General features: G+C 38.7%; 15 protein-coding genes. 11 read left to right on the top strand and 4 right to left on the bottom strand.

Going from position 1 to position 15,188, the window contains the following annotated elements:
* The first annotated feature begins 1 nt into the window (after position 1).
* The 8 genes from Q0212_RS03930 to mutY all read left to right on the top strand — a co-directional run bounded on the left by Q0212_RS03930 (position 2) and on the right by mutY (position 8,226).
* Complete coding sequence (locus Q0212_RS03930; protein WP_297922528.1) at positions 2–502, top strand: phosphatidylglycerophosphatase A; 501 nt, start codon at positions 2–4, stop codon at positions 500–502.
* Positions 466–1,137, top strand: coding sequence for a retropepsin-like aspartic protease (locus tag Q0212_RS03925; RefSeq protein WP_297922525.1), 672 nt, complete (start codon positions 466–468; stop codon positions 1,135–1,137). Before Q0212_RS03930 ends, Q0212_RS03925 begins: the two co-directional genes overlap by 37 nt.
* Positions 1,138–1,337: 200 nt before the next feature.
* The gene (gene ribA / locus Q0212_RS03920) at positions 1,338–1,922 is read left to right on the top strand and encodes a GTP cyclohydrolase II (protein ID WP_297922521.1); all 585 of its coding nucleotides are present in this window, start codon (positions 1,338–1,340) and stop codon (positions 1,920–1,922) included.
* 112 nt (positions 1,923–2,034) lie between these two features.
* A complete protein-coding gene (locus Q0212_RS03915; RefSeq protein ID WP_297922518.1) occupies positions 2,035–2,277 on the top strand; it encodes a FeoA family protein in 243 nt (80 codons plus the stop codon).
* Complete coding sequence (locus Q0212_RS03910) at positions 2,274–4,109, top strand: ferrous iron transporter B (RefSeq protein ID WP_297922515.1); 1,836 nt, start codon at positions 2,274–2,276, stop codon at positions 4,107–4,109. Before Q0212_RS03915 ends, Q0212_RS03910 begins: the two co-directional genes overlap by 4 nt.
* Positions 4,106–4,375 carry a DUF6587 family protein gene (locus Q0212_RS03905; RefSeq protein WP_297922512.1) on the top strand — a complete coding sequence of 90 codons (270 nt, stop codon included), beginning with the start codon at positions 4,106–4,108 and terminating at the stop codon, positions 4,373–4,375. Before Q0212_RS03910 ends, Q0212_RS03905 begins: the two co-directional genes overlap by 4 nt.
* A 67-nt stretch (positions 4,376–4,442) precedes the next feature.
* Positions 4,443–7,199: an AsmA family protein gene (locus tag Q0212_RS03900; RefSeq protein WP_297922509.1), complete on the top strand. Its 2,757-nt coding sequence runs from the start codon at positions 4,443–4,445 to the stop codon at positions 7,197–7,199.
* On the top strand, positions 7,192–8,226 hold the full coding sequence (gene mutY / locus Q0212_RS03895; protein ID WP_297922505.1) for an A/G-specific adenine glycosylase: 1,035 nt from the start codon (positions 7,192–7,194) through the stop codon (positions 8,224–8,226). The genes Q0212_RS03900 and mutY overlap by 8 nt, the downstream gene beginning before the upstream one ends.
* On the opposite strand, the gene Q0212_RS03890 is transcribed toward mutY, so the two are convergent.
* Both Q0212_RS03890 and Q0212_RS03885 read right to left on the bottom strand, forming a co-directional pair.
* Positions 8,192–9,472, bottom strand: a complete 1,281-nt coding sequence (locus Q0212_RS03890) for a diguanylate cyclase (RefSeq protein WP_297922502.1) — start codon at positions 9,470–9,472, stop codon at positions 8,192–8,194. The genes mutY and Q0212_RS03890 overlap by 35 nt on opposite strands.
* 8 nt (positions 9,473–9,480) lie before the next feature.
* A complete protein-coding gene (locus Q0212_RS03885) occupies positions 9,481–10,329 on the bottom strand; it encodes a diguanylate cyclase (RefSeq protein ID WP_297922499.1) in 849 nt (282 codons plus the stop codon).
* 135 nt (positions 10,330–10,464) lie between these two features.
* On the opposite strand from Q0212_RS03885, the gene Q0212_RS03880 reads away from it, so the two are divergent.
* Positions 10,465–11,520 (top strand): IS4 family transposase, encoded by a 1,056-nt coding sequence (locus Q0212_RS03880; protein WP_297922496.1) that lies wholly within the window; start codon positions 10,465–10,467, stop codon positions 11,518–11,520.
* Here the strand turns inward: Q0212_RS03880 and Q0212_RS03875 are convergent.
* Complete coding sequence (locus Q0212_RS03875) at positions 11,515–12,000, bottom strand: hypothetical protein (RefSeq protein WP_297922493.1); 486 nt, start codon at positions 11,998–12,000, stop codon at positions 11,515–11,517. The two genes, Q0212_RS03880 and Q0212_RS03875, sit on opposite strands and share 6 nt — an antisense overlap.
* A 36-nt stretch (positions 12,001–12,036) precedes the next feature.
* A complete protein-coding gene (locus Q0212_RS03870) occupies positions 12,037–13,293 on the bottom strand; it encodes a GGDEF domain-containing protein (RefSeq protein ID WP_297922488.1) in 1,257 nt (418 codons plus the stop codon).
* 438 nt (positions 13,294–13,731) lie between these two features.
* Between Q0212_RS03870 and Q0212_RS03865 the strand changes: the two genes are divergently transcribed.
* Positions 13,732–14,382 carry an alpha/beta fold hydrolase gene (locus Q0212_RS03865; RefSeq protein WP_297922485.1) on the top strand — a complete coding sequence of 217 codons (651 nt, stop codon included), beginning with the start codon at positions 13,732–13,734 and terminating at the stop codon, positions 14,380–14,382.
* Between the two features lie 91 nt (positions 14,383–14,473).
* Positions 14,474–15,058, top strand: coding sequence for a tetratricopeptide repeat protein (locus Q0212_RS03860; protein ID WP_297922482.1), 585 nt, complete (start codon positions 14,474–14,476; stop codon positions 15,056–15,058).
* The last annotated feature ends 130 nt before the right edge of the window (positions 15,059–15,188 follow it).

Genomic DNA, 15,188 nt, shown 5'->3' with positions numbered 1-15,188 from the left:
TATGTCTTCATTGTATCCCATTAAAAATCCCATTATTTTTTTAGCCTTTGGTTTAGGTTCGGGTTTGTCACCTAAAGCACCGGGAACAGCAGGCTCAGCATTAGCACTACTATTTTTTCCATTATTAGTTTTATTGGGACAAGTAGGCAGCTTGGTATTTATTGGTGTTGCGGCTATATTTGGCGTGTGGTTATGTGGTAAAGCAGCAGAAATTTTGCGTGTTCACGACCACGAGGCGATAGTTTGGGATGAGTTTGTTGGCCAATGGTTAGCATTATGGCCACTGATTTCCATCGCTACATGGCAAATAGCAAGCTATGTGGGAATTGTACTGGCTTTTATCTTGTTTAGGGTTTTTGATATTCTCAAACCGTGGCCAATATCATGGTGCGATAATCACCTAAAAGGTGGTTTTGGCATTATGTTTGATGATGTATTAGCAGGATTAGCCGCAGGAGGTGTGATGTGGTTTATCGTCAGCGGCGGTTATTTAGCATTTTAATAAGTGGTTTATTGGCTAATATCAGCTATGGCCAAGAAGTCAAAGTACTAGGCTTATTTGGTGATAGAGCTTTTATTAAAGTTGATGAAAAAAGTGCCGTTATTCGCATTGGCCAAAGTCATCAAAATGTACAACTTAAATCGATTAGTAATCAAAAAGCGATATTACTGGTTGATAATAAAGATATTGCTTTGGGGCTAGGTGATTCCTATCAATCAGCACCTCCTGTGGTTGAAGAAAAAAAGCCCGAAGTTGTTAAGCCCAAAGTGAGTGTGACGATATATAGTAATTTAGGTCATCAATTTATTACCAGTGGTGTAATTAACGGTCGTATAGTTTCTTTTGTGGTTGATACAGGTGCAACGTCCATTTCGATGAGTCGTAAACACGCCCAACGTTTAGGTATAGATTTTCGTGCTAAAGGTAAAGAAGGCCTGAGTAGTACGGCAAATGGAGATGTTAAACATTGGCAGATGATGCTTAATAGTGTCAAAGTTGGGGCAATTACATTGTCTTTTGTAGAGGCCAATATTCGTGATACAGAAGATGATCTTCCTATTTTATTGGGAATGAGTTTTTTAAGTCGTGTAAAACTAGAACAATCTGGCCAAAAAATGGTAATAACTGAAAAGTAGTGAATATCGGCTTTATTTGTGACGCAAAATAGTTGTAAATAAAGCGGTTTGTACGCCAGTTCACTATTGTTGCCGATTGTTTTTTGCGTAATTGTCCTTATATAGACTAAAATCTCTTTCTCAACTAGGACGGATACCGTCATCAATGCATTATTTTTGCTGATCATGTATCTGTTCTACTAACCTCAGAGAGTCTATTGGTGTCTATCGTATTTATTGCTCGTTCTAAATTACCAACTAAACATGGTGATTTTATTATCCATGCGTTTGAAGAAACTGATTCTAGCCAAGAGCATATTGCCTTAACGATGGGAGATATTGCTGATGGACAGCCTGTTTTAGCTCGAATACATTCTGAATGTTTAACAGGTGATGGTTTTGGTTCTTTACGTTGTGATTGTGGCCCACAATTAGAAGCGGCTATGCAACATATTGCCCAGACAGGTCGTGGTGTGATTTTGTATTTGCGTCAAGAAGGGCGAGGCATTGGTTTGGTCAACAAAGTTCGAGCTTATGCGTTGCAAGATCAAGGTGCTGACACAGTTGAAGCTAATGAACAATTAGGTTTTGCACCTGATTTGCGAGAATATAGCATGTGTGAATATATGTTGGCGCATTTAGGTGTAAAACAAGTTCGTTTGATGACCAATAATCCTCTCAAAGTCGCTGCTTTAGAGCAACATAACATTCATGTGGTTGAGCGTGTGCCGCTTATGACAGGCCGAAATCCTCATAACGATCAATACTTAGATACCAAAGAAGAAAAGATGGGACACCTTTTCTAAGGGATCTTTAGATAATCTCGTTACGATTATGTAATAAGATTTGACAGTTATATGATTAGCGGTAAAAATAAGAATCATTCTTATTTATATTTTATGTTGAGGCCATAGCATAGTGCGCCTTTCTCAGTTAGCCAAAAACACGCCTGCGATTGTGTTATCGGTACAAAAACACGATGATGTTGATCCGATTGCCAAACGTTTAAGCGAATTAGGTTTTGTCAGTGGCGAAACAGTTCGCCTAATTACTCGTGCGCCATTTGGGGGAGATCCTATTTTAGTACAAGTAGGATTTACTCGTTTTGCATTGAGAGTCAGTGAGGCGGAGCGTGTCTTAGTCAAAGAGGTACGCACATGACTGCAATTCAACAGATTGCGCTAGTTGGCAATCCTAACTGCGGCAAAACCTCTTTGTTTAATCAATTAACTGGAGCGCGGCAAAAAGTTGCTAACTATGCTGGGGTAACTGTTGAGCGTAAAGAAGGATTTTTAACCTTAGCATCTGGCCGTCGTTTACGAATTTTAGATTTACCTGGTGCTTATAGTTTAGAAGCAACTAGCCCTGATGAAGCAATTACCCGTGCGATTTGTTTGGGTGAATTTGCAGGTGAGCCTACCCCTGATTTATTGGTATGTGTGGTTGATGCAACTAACTTGCGTTTGCATTTGCGTTTTGTATTAGAAGTTCAAGCACTTGGTCGTCCAATGTTGTTAGTATTAAACATGATGGATGATGCCAAACGTCGTGGGATTCAAATAGATAGTGCAAAATTATCGCAACGCTTAGGCATTAAAGTTATTGAAACAGCCGCTGTTAAACGTCATGGTATTGATCAATTATTGGCAAGTTTAGATCAACAAATTCCTGCCTTAGCCAAGCCAACATTAATCCCTGATCACGATATTCATCAACAAGTACGCGATTTATTGGCTGAAACGGTGGTCATGCCCAGAGATACTGACCAACGGGATGATTTTTTAGATAGTATTTTGTTACACCCTGTTGCTGGTTTAGCTATTTTGGGTGTTTTAATGTTTTTTATTTTCCAAGCGGTGTTTGCATGGGCAGCACCGTTTATGGATGGTATTGAAACAAGTGTTACATGGCTTAGCGAGCTAATTGGCCAGTATATGGCGGATGGCTTATTAAAAAGCCTAATTATTGATGCTGTTTTGGCAGGCGTGGGAGGAGTTTTAGTTTTTCTTCCCCAAATTCTGATTTTATTCTTTTTCATCTTATCACTCGAAGAGTCTGGTTATTTGCCCCGTGCGGCTTTTTTATTAGATAGATTAATGTTTAAAGCGGGCTTAACAGGTCGAGCATTTATTCCTTTATTGTCCAGTTTTGCTTGTGCTGTACCTGGTATTATGGCGACGCGAAGTATTAGTGATACCCGTGACCGTTTAACGACGATTATGGTTGCGCCACTGATGACCTGTTCTGCGCGTTTACCCGTCTATGCTTTATTAATTGGTGCATTTATTCCTGCACAAACAGTATGGGGAGTGTTTAATTTACAGGGGCTTGTGCTATTTGCTTTATATTTTGGTGGTATTTTTAGTGCTTTAGTGGTTGCTACGATTATCAAATGGTTACGTAAAGATAAAAGTGAACATGCTTTATTATTAGAATTACCCAGTTATCGTTTGCCCGATTTGCGCAACGTGAGTTTAGGTTTATACGAAAGGGCAGGTATTTTTATTAAGCGTGTGGGTGGCATTATTTTAGCATTAACCATTTTATTATGGGTGCTATTAACCTTCCCCCAAGCACCCGCAGATGCGACCATGCCAGCCATAGATTATAGTTTTGCGGGACGTATTGGCCATGCTCTAGCAGTTATTTTTGAGCCAATAGGTTTTGGATGGCAAATTTGTATTGCCCTTATTCCTGCAATGGCCGCACGCGAAGTTGTTGTATCGGCTTTGGGAACAGTTTATGCCATTGCTGGTAATGAAGAATTGATTACAGAACAATTAGGTACTCTAATTGCTCATCAATGGTCATTAGCAACAGCATTATCGTTATTGGTATGGTTCGTATTTGCGCCACAATGCTTGGCAACATTAGCCACTGTTAAGCGCGAAACAGCTTCTTGGCGTACTGTGGCAATTATGGCAGTGTATTTATTTGGTACAGCCTATCTTGCATCATTTATCACTTATCGGGTGGTGTTAGCCTTATCATGAATGAGTTGATTCAGATCGCAATAGTGAGCGTGATTGTGTTGTGGAGTCTATGGCTAACCATAAAGCGTTATTTACCTCATTGGTTGTATGCACAACAACAGCAATTAGCGGATTATTGTTTGCAACATAAATGGATGTGGCTTGCTCATAGCTTACAGCCTACTGCGCCTATAAAAACGGGTTGTGATAGTGGTTGTAGTAGTTGTTCTCAAGGCTGTCCAACATCGCAAACAACAGAGCAGGTTGTCAGATTTGTTAATAAATAAGCAATAACTCCTTCTTGTTAAATATGCTATCTTTGCCTTGTTTTGAATTTGACAAGGTGTCTATACGATGTCACAGATTACCAAAGTTGTAGCCATTTTAGTGAGTGGTATTGCTAGCCTCGCCTTGGCATTTGTCGCCTTTGTGTTGTTTATTATTGATCCTAACGATTATAAAAGCGAAATTTATAAGGTTGTGAAAGACAAAACCGATATGGATTTGGCAATTAATGATCGTATTGAATGGCAACTTTGGCCAGACATTGGTTTAAAGCTTGGCAAGACCAGTTTAACGGATAGTGCCGCACAACAAAATCTGGTCAATATTCAACAAGCATCTGTTTCTGTGCAAGTGATGCCGTTATTAAGCAAACAAATAGCGATTGATTCGGTGTTATTAGACGGCGCACAGCTTAATTTTATTCGTTATGCCAACGGCACAACCAGTTGGGATAGAATGCTCAACAAATTAAAGAGTCAACCCGAAGAAAAGTCAGAAAAAATTGCCTTTAATATCAAATTATTAAATATCAATAACAGCGCCTTACATTTTAAAGATGAACAAAATAAATTAGAGGGTCAACTTGATCAATTATTAGTACAAGCATCTGATATAGATTTAAAAAAGGCTTTTCCGATTCGTTTAAAGTTTGCTTATCAACAAACCGATGCTCAAGGCAAAACTTTACAAGCGGATAATGATTTAAATACTAGTATTAGTCTTGATCAAGAAGCACAACGCTATACGCTTAAAGGTTTAACCGCACGTAGTCATTTGCAAGGCACATTATTACCCGCCCCAATGATTATTGATTTAAAATCGGATATTGTTGCTGATGTAAAACAACAGCAACATCAACTTGATAATCTAAAGTTAGCGGTTGATTATCAAGATCCAAGTTTAACAGCACCAGCCAAGCTAGAGTTGGCAGCGAATATTAACGCAAATTTGCAACAACAATTAATTAATATCAAGGCTTTACAGTTAAGCAGTAGTTATCCACAAAAAGGCTTAAAAGCCCCCGCAACGGCAAAAATTCAGGGCGATATTACAGCAAATCTAACCGCTCAATTATGGCAGATTCCTAATTTAGTTCTAGAAGCTAGTTATCCAGCAAATAATTTAGCGGCACCTGCCACGATTAAATTAACCGCCAATAGTGAAGCCAATTTGCAACAACAACTGATTAAATTAACTGCTTTAAAAGTCGCAGCTAGTTATCCTGATGCAAGCAGACCTAGTCCGATTACGGCGGATATTAATGGCGCAGTGACAGCAAATTTAAGCTCAGGTGCGGTTGATTTTTCACCTTTAGATTTGCAAGCTAAATTGAGCGATAAATCCTTTAAGAAAGAAATGCCTATCCATTTAGTCGCACCGATTTCCGCAAATTGGAAAGAGGGGAAAATTGCTCTTAATGGTTTTGATTTAAATGCCTTGGCAATTAATACCAAAGGGCAATTATTGATTAATTTGCCAGCTTTAGCCAGTACGGCAGCGGTTAAGCCCCCTGTGACTCAAGGGATGAGTATTGCTGGCAACATCAGCACTTCGCCCTTTAATTTACGCCAATTAATGCAAGATTTAGGTATGGCAGCCCCTGTCACTAAAAATGCCAATACCTTAAAAACAATCAGTGTTAACAGTCAAATTAGTGGTAATGAACAAAGTGTATTTTTAAAAGGTTTAAAGCTAAAACTGGATAATACTAATTTAACAGGTGATGTGGGTGTTAATGATTTTAAAGCTCCCAAAATTAATGCACGTTTAGCGGTTGATTCGATTAATGTTGATGATTATTTACCCCCCACAGATCCTAAAGCCAAACCTAGCACAGGCGGTTTGTTGCCTATAGAGTTATTAAAACAACAAAATTTAGATGTTGGGCTGATCATTGGTGCGTTAACGGTGATGAATTATCCCATCAAACAATTTCAAGTGACCGCACAAGCTAATCAAGGATTAGTACAAGTAGCAAAATTGGCGGGCGGTATTTACAGTGGCACATTTAATTTGCCAACAACCATTGATGTCCGTGGTAAAGAGCCCGTATTAACCCTACAGCCAAATATTCAACAAATTGAAATTGCCAATTTAGTACAGCAATTTACCAAACAAGACTTATTTACAGGTAAGGCTAATTATCAAGGAAAACTACAGTTAACAGGTAATTCTGTACAAGCATGGTTACATAGTATTAGCGGTAATTCGACATTAAAATTTGATAATGGCGTGTTAAAAGGCGTGAATATGATGAAGCTGGTCACCAGCGAAATGGGCAAATATCAAGCCTTATTGCCTTATGTGACAGGTAAAAATGCTGATACCTTAGCCAATAAACAAAATGATACGCAAATTGCCAGCTTTTTAGGCGAAGCAGAGATTAAAAATGGCCTTGTACAAACCAAAGCCTTAAATGCAGATTTACGTAAAGGTAAAATTGAAGGGGGTGGCAATTTTAACTTAACGACCTTAGAAGCGGATTACCAGTTTAAATTAGTATTGAATAAAGAGTTTGTTGGTGAGAATGTGGCTAAATATCCGTTCCCGATTCGTTGTAAAGGTAATCTTAACCAGCCAGCTTCGTTGTGTAGTGTCGATAGCCGTAGTGTCAAAGAAATGGCAGCAACTGCTCTATTAGAAAGTGAAAAGGTACAAAAAGCTAAGGCGGAAGCAGAGGCGCAAGCCAAACAAAAACTTAATGAAGCGTTGCAAAAAAATAATGTCAAATTAGGTGAAGAAAGCCAAAAAGCCGTTGAAAATCTTAATCAACAACTCGGTGATAAAGTAAATCAACAATTACAAAAGTTATTTAAACGTGAATAGTTTTGCTAGCCAAGTTTTAACATGGTTTGACGATCATGGTCGCCACGATTTGCCGTGGCAAATAAATCCTACGCCATATCGGGTTTGGGTTTCTGAGATTATGTTGCAACAAACCCAAGTTGCGACAGTCATTCCTTATTATCAACGCTTTATGGCGAGTTTTCCTGATGTTAGAAGTTTGGCGGAGGCAAATGAAGACCTCGTATTACAGCATTGGGCAGGTTTGGGTTATTATGCTCGTGCCCGTAATTTGCATTATGCCGCTCAACAAGTGATGGCACTGGGCGGTGAATTTCCCCAGACTTTAGATGGATTAATGACGCTTAAAGGGGTAGGGCGGTCAACCGCAGGAGCAATTTTGTCATTAGCTTGGCAGCAACGTGGCGTGATTATGGATGGCAACGTTAAACGGGTATTAAGCCGTCATTTTGCGGTGGCGGGAGATAGCAGCTCCAGTCAAATTCAACAGCAACTATGGACATTAGCTGAAGAAAACACTCCTCAACAACGTTTTGCTGCTTATACTCAAGCGATGATGGACTTAGGTGCAACCTTGTGTACCCGTAGCAAACCCTTGTGTTTGTATTGTCCTGTAAAAGCTACTTGTCAGGCCTATGCTTTAGGCACTCCAACAGCATTCCCACAAAAAAAACAAAGTAAAGTTTTGCCAACAAAAACGGCGTATTTTTTACTCATCGAAAATCAACAACAGCAATTATTGTGGCTTAAACGTCCACCCACAGGTATATGGGGCGGATTGTGGTGTTTACCACAAGTGGATGTTGAACAGTTAACCGAGCTACAAACCATACTTGAGCAGCAATGGCATATTAAACAGTTACATTTGCAACCGTTAGCAGAGTTTAGGCATACCTTTAGCCATTATCATTTGATGATTAAACCAGTGCGTGTCTATGGGGAATTTACACAAGTTTTAGAACAAATGAGTGTATGGCAGCGGCCTAAACAAGCTATAGAAGAATTGGGATTACCTATGCCGATGCAGAAGATTTTGGCGGAGATTTAGGCAGTAAATCCTCATAAACCACATATTGATGCCGACCCATTTCTTTGGCTTTATATAAGGCAACATCCGCTTGATGAATTAATGCTGCAAGGCTTAATTCAGAATGAGCAATTAAACTACTGACACCAACACTAATTGTGACATGACGAGCGGTATCTGATTGATTATGTGGAATATTTAAATCATCCACTGCTTGAATAATGCGCTCAGCTACTTGATGACCACCTTCGGCTTTGGTATTGGGGAGTAAAATAACAAACTCCTCACCACCATAACGGGCAACAATATCAGAAGAACGTAATACAGATTTTTGTAAGGATTGAGCAACTAAACGTAAACAGTCGTCACCTGCACTATGGCCATAATGATCGTTAAAACGTTTAAAAAAATCGACATCTAATAACAAAATAGTTAAAGATTGTTTATCTCTTAAGGCTCTGTCCCATTCTTTACTTGCTGCAACATCAAAACTGCGGCGATTAGCGATGCCAGTTAAAGCATCTTCATGAGCAATACGTTCTAACTCTTTGTTAAGTAAGTTTAACTCCTGAGATTGATGGTCTAATAATAGGCCTTGTAAAAATGCAAGGCGTTCATGCCATTCGCTAATTGCGGTAAGTGCCATCACAACAAGGCAATACAAAATATAATAATTAGAAAATTTAGCAAAATTAATGGGAATATTATAAATGTGAGCGTAGATTACACCTAATAAACCAGCAGTAGTTAAAACAATACAAAATAACGGTAATACAAAACGTAAACCAAAGGCCATTAAAATAATAGCCATCATTAAGTGGTAGACAACAAAATCGCTGTAATCACCGCCATATTGCAGTGTTAGTATAATAATATGATATAAAATAAAAACGGAGCAAGGCGCCATAAAATAATAAAAATGGCTACGAACATAATTAATAAATGGCGAGAATAAAATAAATGTAATAGCTAGACTTAGAGGAATATAAGTTTGTTTGATTATTTGATAATTTTTTTGCAAAACAATATGTTGATAATATAAAGTTACATTAGCAACGATGATTAAAAATAATAAAATTAACAAAATACGACCTGTATTTATAAAGGCTTGACTTTCTAATGCACGTTTGGCAACAAAGTGAGCTTCCAAAATACGAGGAAATAAAAAAGTATATTTGCGCTTGCTGAGAATATTATGTGTATAGTTTAATAAATTTGGATGATTTTCTAAAAATTTATCACTAGGAGACATATCTTGTTTCAGCATAGTATTCCCTAGTGTTTAAAGTAAAAATTATTAAGCATAGGTGGTTCAATATAGTGTTTTAAACAATGTCTTCCAGATGTTTTGGCTTTGTATAAGGCAGCATCGGCATTTTCGACAAATATGGCAATACTATTTTTATCAGAGGGTAGCATGGTACAAATACCAATACTCACGGTGACATGGTATGACACTAATGAACGTTTATGGGGTATAGCTAGGCTATCAACGGTACGTAAAATACGCTCCGCAACTTCTTCCGCTCCTAAGGCATCGGTTGCAGGTAATAAGACAACAAATTCTTCACCTCCATAGCGTGCGGCTAAATCAGCAGGACGAAGAACCGCTTTTTTGATGGCACTAGCGACTTGTCGTAAACAATCATCACCCGCACCGTGACCATAGGTGTCGTTATAAAGTTTAAAATGATCAACATCCATGAATAATAAAGATAATGGCTGTTCTTCTCGGCGTGCTCTATCCCATTCAATGATCAAGGTGTCGTCAAATGCTCGACGATTGGCTAAACCTGACAGTGCATCTTCACGCGCAATGGTAATTAAGTGGCGATTAATACGGGAGAGTTCGTGACTTTTGATTTCGACTAAAATTTCATTTAAAAAAGCAAAGCGTTCACGGCGCTCAATAAAAAAAGTAATATTAGTTAAGACAACACCGATCAATACAAAACTATGTAAAGCAGGTAATAGAGGAATATGCCAATTATTGACAAAAGCTGTCGCATAGGCCATTAAGCCGCTACACACTAAAATAAATAGCCCCTTTTGCCAAACAATTCTTAAGCTATTTAAGGCAATAATCATGGCGATAATAATATTATAAGAGGCATCTCTGTACACGACAAAAAAGCATTTTGAGTTGAAAATGAGTTAGGTAGCCGCCATTCAGGCCATCACGATTTAACGACCAAGAAAAAAAGTGATGCTATGAACCTGAATGACGGACTAGTAGGCAGTCTAAAGCACTATTTACCCTTGAACAAGAGCCGTTTAACCTGTTTAGCTGGGATGTTGTTGAGCTTATTACGCTTAAAACAAGTCAACCTCACACAGTTAGCCTTAGCCTTTAGCAGTGAAGCCACACCACAATCACGTTACCGTCGCCTCCAACGCTTTTTTGCCGAAGTAGTTTTTAACTACGACCATATCGCACAGCTCATCATGAGTTTGTTCGATTTTGAAGCGAATGGCTACTACCTTGCTTTAGACCGTACGAATTGGCAATGGGGAAAAACAAACATTAACTTCTTAACCTTGGCCGTGGTATATCAAGGTGTGGCGATTCCTGTGTATTGGCTAGTGTTGAATAAACAAGGTAACTCCAATCAGCGAGAGCGCATCTGCTTAATCAATCGGTTTATCAAACAATTTGGGACAAATAATATCAAGGGGATTTTAGGAGATAGAGAATTTATCGGGGGTGAATGGTGGTCATGGCTGACAGAACACGAGATTCCTTTTTTTATTCGGGTTAAACAAAATCAATGCCTTAATGTGCCACATCATCAACCATTGAGTGATTTTTTTCGTGATTTAACCGTAGGACAGTTACGCTGTTTACGCAAACCTCGTTTAGTGGGTCAAACGTCTGTTTATTTGAGTGCTTTGCGCTTAGAGACTGGGGAATTGCTGATTGTTGCAAGTAATATGACCTGTGCTAATCTCATGGATATTTATGCCTTACGTTGGCAGATTGAACATTTATTTCAGTGTCTTAAAGGGCGCGGCTTTCATTTTGAGGATATGCACTTAACCCATTATTTTCGCATCAAAAAAATGATGGCACTTTTAGCCATTGCATTAGCGTGGGCGCATAAAGTCGGTGAATGGCAGCACAAGAGAGTGAAACCTTTAGTGATTAAAAAACATGGTCGTCTAGAGAAAAGCTTCTTTCGATATGGCTTGGATTATTTAACAGAGTCCTTGTTGCACTATCAAACAGACTCTTTGCGTCACTTACGCTTATTGCTGTTGCTATTCTTAACCCCTAATGAAATTAGTCCTTCAAATAAAAAACGCCTACTTTCATAAACTTACAAAAATTGTCGTGGACAGAGAAGAGGCATATAGCCCCGATTCATTGTCAGCATGGGCAACACTACCAACCAAAAGTTGATAAAGAAGTAGAGTGATTGCGGGTGCTACAATATATTGATGAATAAATGCATGAGTCTTAGTAATAAAACAGCAAATACAACTAGCAAAAATGACAATTCCTGCACTTAAAAAGGCACTTTGCCAAATAATATAAGCTTTATCTTTAAATATTTCAGGGAAATGATAATAAGAGCCTGACAAGATAACAAGGTATAAGGTTAACCACAAAAAACTAGCAATACGAAAAATGAGACTAAACTCTAAGGTACGTTTTGCTAAAAAAGCATTTTCGATGTCAGGACGAAAATTGACAAAAATGGGTTTGGTATAGAGCAAATTTTGGGCAAAAGTAGCCACTGAGCTATCTTGCGATAACTGATTCAGTAAAGAGCGTAACTGACCCTCTAGATTCATGATGATAACAGGGGTACTGCAGTTAACATCATATCATTAAATCTCCATTTGATATTGATGACGACCATGTTCTTTAGCTTTGTATAGTGCGGCATCAGCTTTGGCTAAAAACTCAGTAAGTGTTTGTTGTTTTTGTGGAATAGTAAATGTAATACCTATACTTAAGGTGACATGTGAGGCTGCTTTAGATCGACTGTGTGGTAAAGCTAGCGCATCAATATGTTTGATAATGCGTTGAGCAACATCAGTAGCACCATCTGCGTTAGTATTAGGTAATAATACAACAAACTCTTCTCCGCCATAACGAGCAGCTAAATCTGTGGGTCTGCGTAAGGCTTGTTTTAGCGTTTGCCCTACACGACGTAAACAAACATCGCCGATATTATGACCATAGGTGTCATTGTAGAGTTTGAAGAAGTCAACGTCCATATATAGTAATGCAATACTTTGTTGTTCCCGACGAGCGCGCTCCCATTCCCGATTTAAGACATCATCAAAAGCCCGTCTATTGGCTAAACCTGTTAATGGATCTTCGCGTGACATTTTATCAAGAGCACGATTTAGACGATCAAGTTCAACAGTTTGGTGAGCAACTAACAATTCTTGCAAAAATGCAAAACGTTCTTGGCGTTCAATTAAGGCAACGATCAGCAGAGTGATAGTTGAACCTAAGCCATAAAAGTGGGTAAATTTAAACCAATCAATTTTCCAATTTAAGCTGATTGTGGTTAATACCGTTAAAATAGCAGCCAAACAGACAATTAATAAACAAACGGGAAATTGTACGCGTAAGCCAAAACTAATGATGGTGACGATGATCATTACATCGTAGGCGGCATGTTGAGCAAAAGTGCTATCAATATTGCTGACACTGGCAAGCATGACACAGTACAAGATGAGCGTACTGATTGGCGTGGCAAGCCATTGGTAGTGTCTTTGAAAAAGCGGTTGTTCTGCCAAGAGTAAGACTAATAACAGCAATAAACCGATTGGAACTAAAACATATTTAAATATAAATTGCTCTTCTGCCATGACTGATTCAGGAAATATGGCAAGGGCAATAAAGGTAATAATGCCGTACAGCACAAAAAATAAAAGCTTACCTAAAGAAAGCAAACGACGATATTCTTCGGCACGTTTGGCATAAAAACGTAATTCGATATCATTTTCAAAATAAAAAAACAATGGTTTGTCGTTAAGCAATTGGTGAATATAAGCTAAGGTCTTCGGCGAGATAAGCTGAGCAGGTGCTTCTGCTGTAGAAGATGGCGAAGACGGGGGAACATTCAACACAATAAATACCTATGTTGTTTTTAAATCCAACAGACCCTACGGATTTACGCCTTTTGCAAACTTTATATATGCAAACTAGGCTAAGCTATGTAAGTTCAATGTCTTGAACAAACACTGATTTTTGTTTTTTATTCATCTGCTTTTATCAATAGATATCCATAAACTATGACTATTACGCCATAGTTTAGCGAAGGATATAGATAACTATCTGATAAAAGGTAGTCATTATCAGATTATCGCTAATATGTGTTTAAAAATAAAGCAAAATTTATGAGTAAAAATTAGCTTCTCTCTCTCAATACTTCGTAGGATGGAGTGAGGCTTTCTTTCTCGCTGTACTAGGTTTTTAAGTGCGTTTGCTCTTATGCTCTATTGACTTTTACCTGATTAAAAGCACATCATTGACTGTTACATTGATTAATGTTTTTATGGTGAATTATGACTCCTCAGCATTTTATCCCTTCCGCAGGTGTTACCTTAGCTGCCTATACGTGGGGTAATCCTAAAACGGCCAAAGCCACTGTTGTATTGATTCATGGTTATCCTGATTCAGCAAAAATTTGGCAAGAAATGGCGGAGTTATTAGCCAACGATTATTATGTGATTAGTTATGATGTGCGTGGCTCTGGTGAGTCAACGATTCCTAAACGCATTAAACAATATGATTTAAGTTATTTACGCCAAGATTTACAAGCAGTGATCGACACCTTAGCCCCCAATCAAAAAGTGCATTTGGTTGCCCATGATTGGGGTTCAATTCAAACGTGGGAAGCTGTTACTGAACCTAGTTTACAAGATCGTATTGCTTCCTATACCAGTGCATCAGGCCCTTGTTTAGATCATATGGGATATTGGATGCGTCAGCGTCTCAGCCAACCTAATGCCAAAGCTGTTGGCCAGTTAGCCAAACAATTTAGCCACTCTTGGTATATTTGGATGTTCCATTTACCCTTGTTAGCACCCAATATTTGGCGTTTTGGGGGCGAACGTTTGTGGCCAATTATGCTCGAAAAATTCGAGGGCATTATTTTAGTCATAAAAATAGGCAAGGAAGGAAAAGTTTTAGCTTGTCATGCCGAGCATTATTAACAAAAACCGACAGGGTTTAAGGTGTAATCAGTCAAGCAGCAACGATAAGCAAGTTCTATACTAAAAAATTATTAGCAGTTGCGTGAGTTCTATGAAGCGCAGTTTGTGGTTGATATTGTTATTATCAAGCCAATCTGTTTGGGCAAATTTTGATGATGCTTTGTTGGCATATCATCAAGGTCATTATACGCGCGCTATTTCTGAATTTAAACGTTTGGCCAAAGTGGGTGATGTGACCGCACAATATAATTTGGCTTATATGTATGCGCGTGGTTTAGGGGTTAATAAAGATTACGATCAAGCCTTGACGTGGTTTTATGCCGCAGCACAACGTGGAGATGCGGAGTCACAATTCCACTTGGCTGGTTTGTATGAGCAAGGTTTGGGAATTAAACAAAGCCACGAAAAAGCCCTAAACTGGTATCGCCAATCGGCATTAAAAGGCTATTTGCCTGCACAAATTACCGTGGCAGGTTTATATGGTATTGGTTTAGGGGTAGAGCATGATGCGGCTCAATCGTGGACTTGGTTGAGCGTCGCAGACAGCCAACGCACACAGCCAATGATTGCAGAAGCTAAGGCTTTATTACAAGAGCAGCTAAGTCCGCAGCAATTGCAAAAAGCCCAACATCAAGCCCAAGCCATCATAAAACAAGCATGGCAAACGACTAACTGAATAGGTTTAAACAAAGCTGAATCAGTAAGGTATTGGCAAAATCAATAAAAAAAGCACCCACAATAGGCACGACTAAATAGGCGCGGGGCGAGGGACTATAACGTTTAACAAAAGCATCCATATTGGCCAT

It is taken from the genome of uncultured Agitococcus sp., assembly GCF_937920075.1.
Classification (GTDB): domain Bacteria; phylum Pseudomonadota; class Gammaproteobacteria; order Pseudomonadales; family Moraxellaceae; genus Agitococcus.
The sequence above is the reverse complement of the archived record's forward strand: the minus strand, read 5'-3'. Positions and strand labels throughout refer to the sequence as shown.

Bases quoted from the DNA above. Each gene is read 5' to 3' on its own strand.
- Q0212_RS03910 (WP_297922515.1), top strand. From the start codon at position 2,274: ATGACTGCAATTCAACAGATTGCGCTAGTTGGCAATCCTAACTGCGGC.
- Q0212_RS03890 (WP_297922502.1), bottom strand. From the start codon at position 9,472: ATGCTGAAACAAGATATGTCTCCTAGTGATAAATTTTTAGAAAATCAT.
- Q0212_RS03930 (WP_297922528.1), top strand. From the start codon at position 2: ATGTCTTCATTGTATCCCATTAAAAATCCCATTATTTTTTTAGCCTTT.
- Q0212_RS03900 (WP_297922509.1), top strand. From the start codon at position 4,443: ATGTCACAGATTACCAAAGTTGTAGCCATTTTAGTGAGTGGTATTGCT.
- Q0212_RS03860 (WP_297922482.1), top strand. From the start codon at position 14,474: ATGAAGCGCAGTTTGTGGTTGATATTGTTATTATCAAGCCAATCTGTT.
- Q0212_RS03905 (WP_297922512.1), top strand. From the start codon at position 4,106: ATGAATGAGTTGATTCAGATCGCAATAGTGAGCGTGATTGTGTTGTGG.
- Q0212_RS03875 (WP_297922493.1), bottom strand. From the start codon at position 12,000: ATGAATCTAGAGGGTCAGTTACGCTCTTTACTGAATCAGTTATCGCAA.
- Q0212_RS03865 (WP_297922485.1), top strand. From the start codon at position 13,732: ATGACTCCTCAGCATTTTATCCCTTCCGCAGGTGTTACCTTAGCTGCC.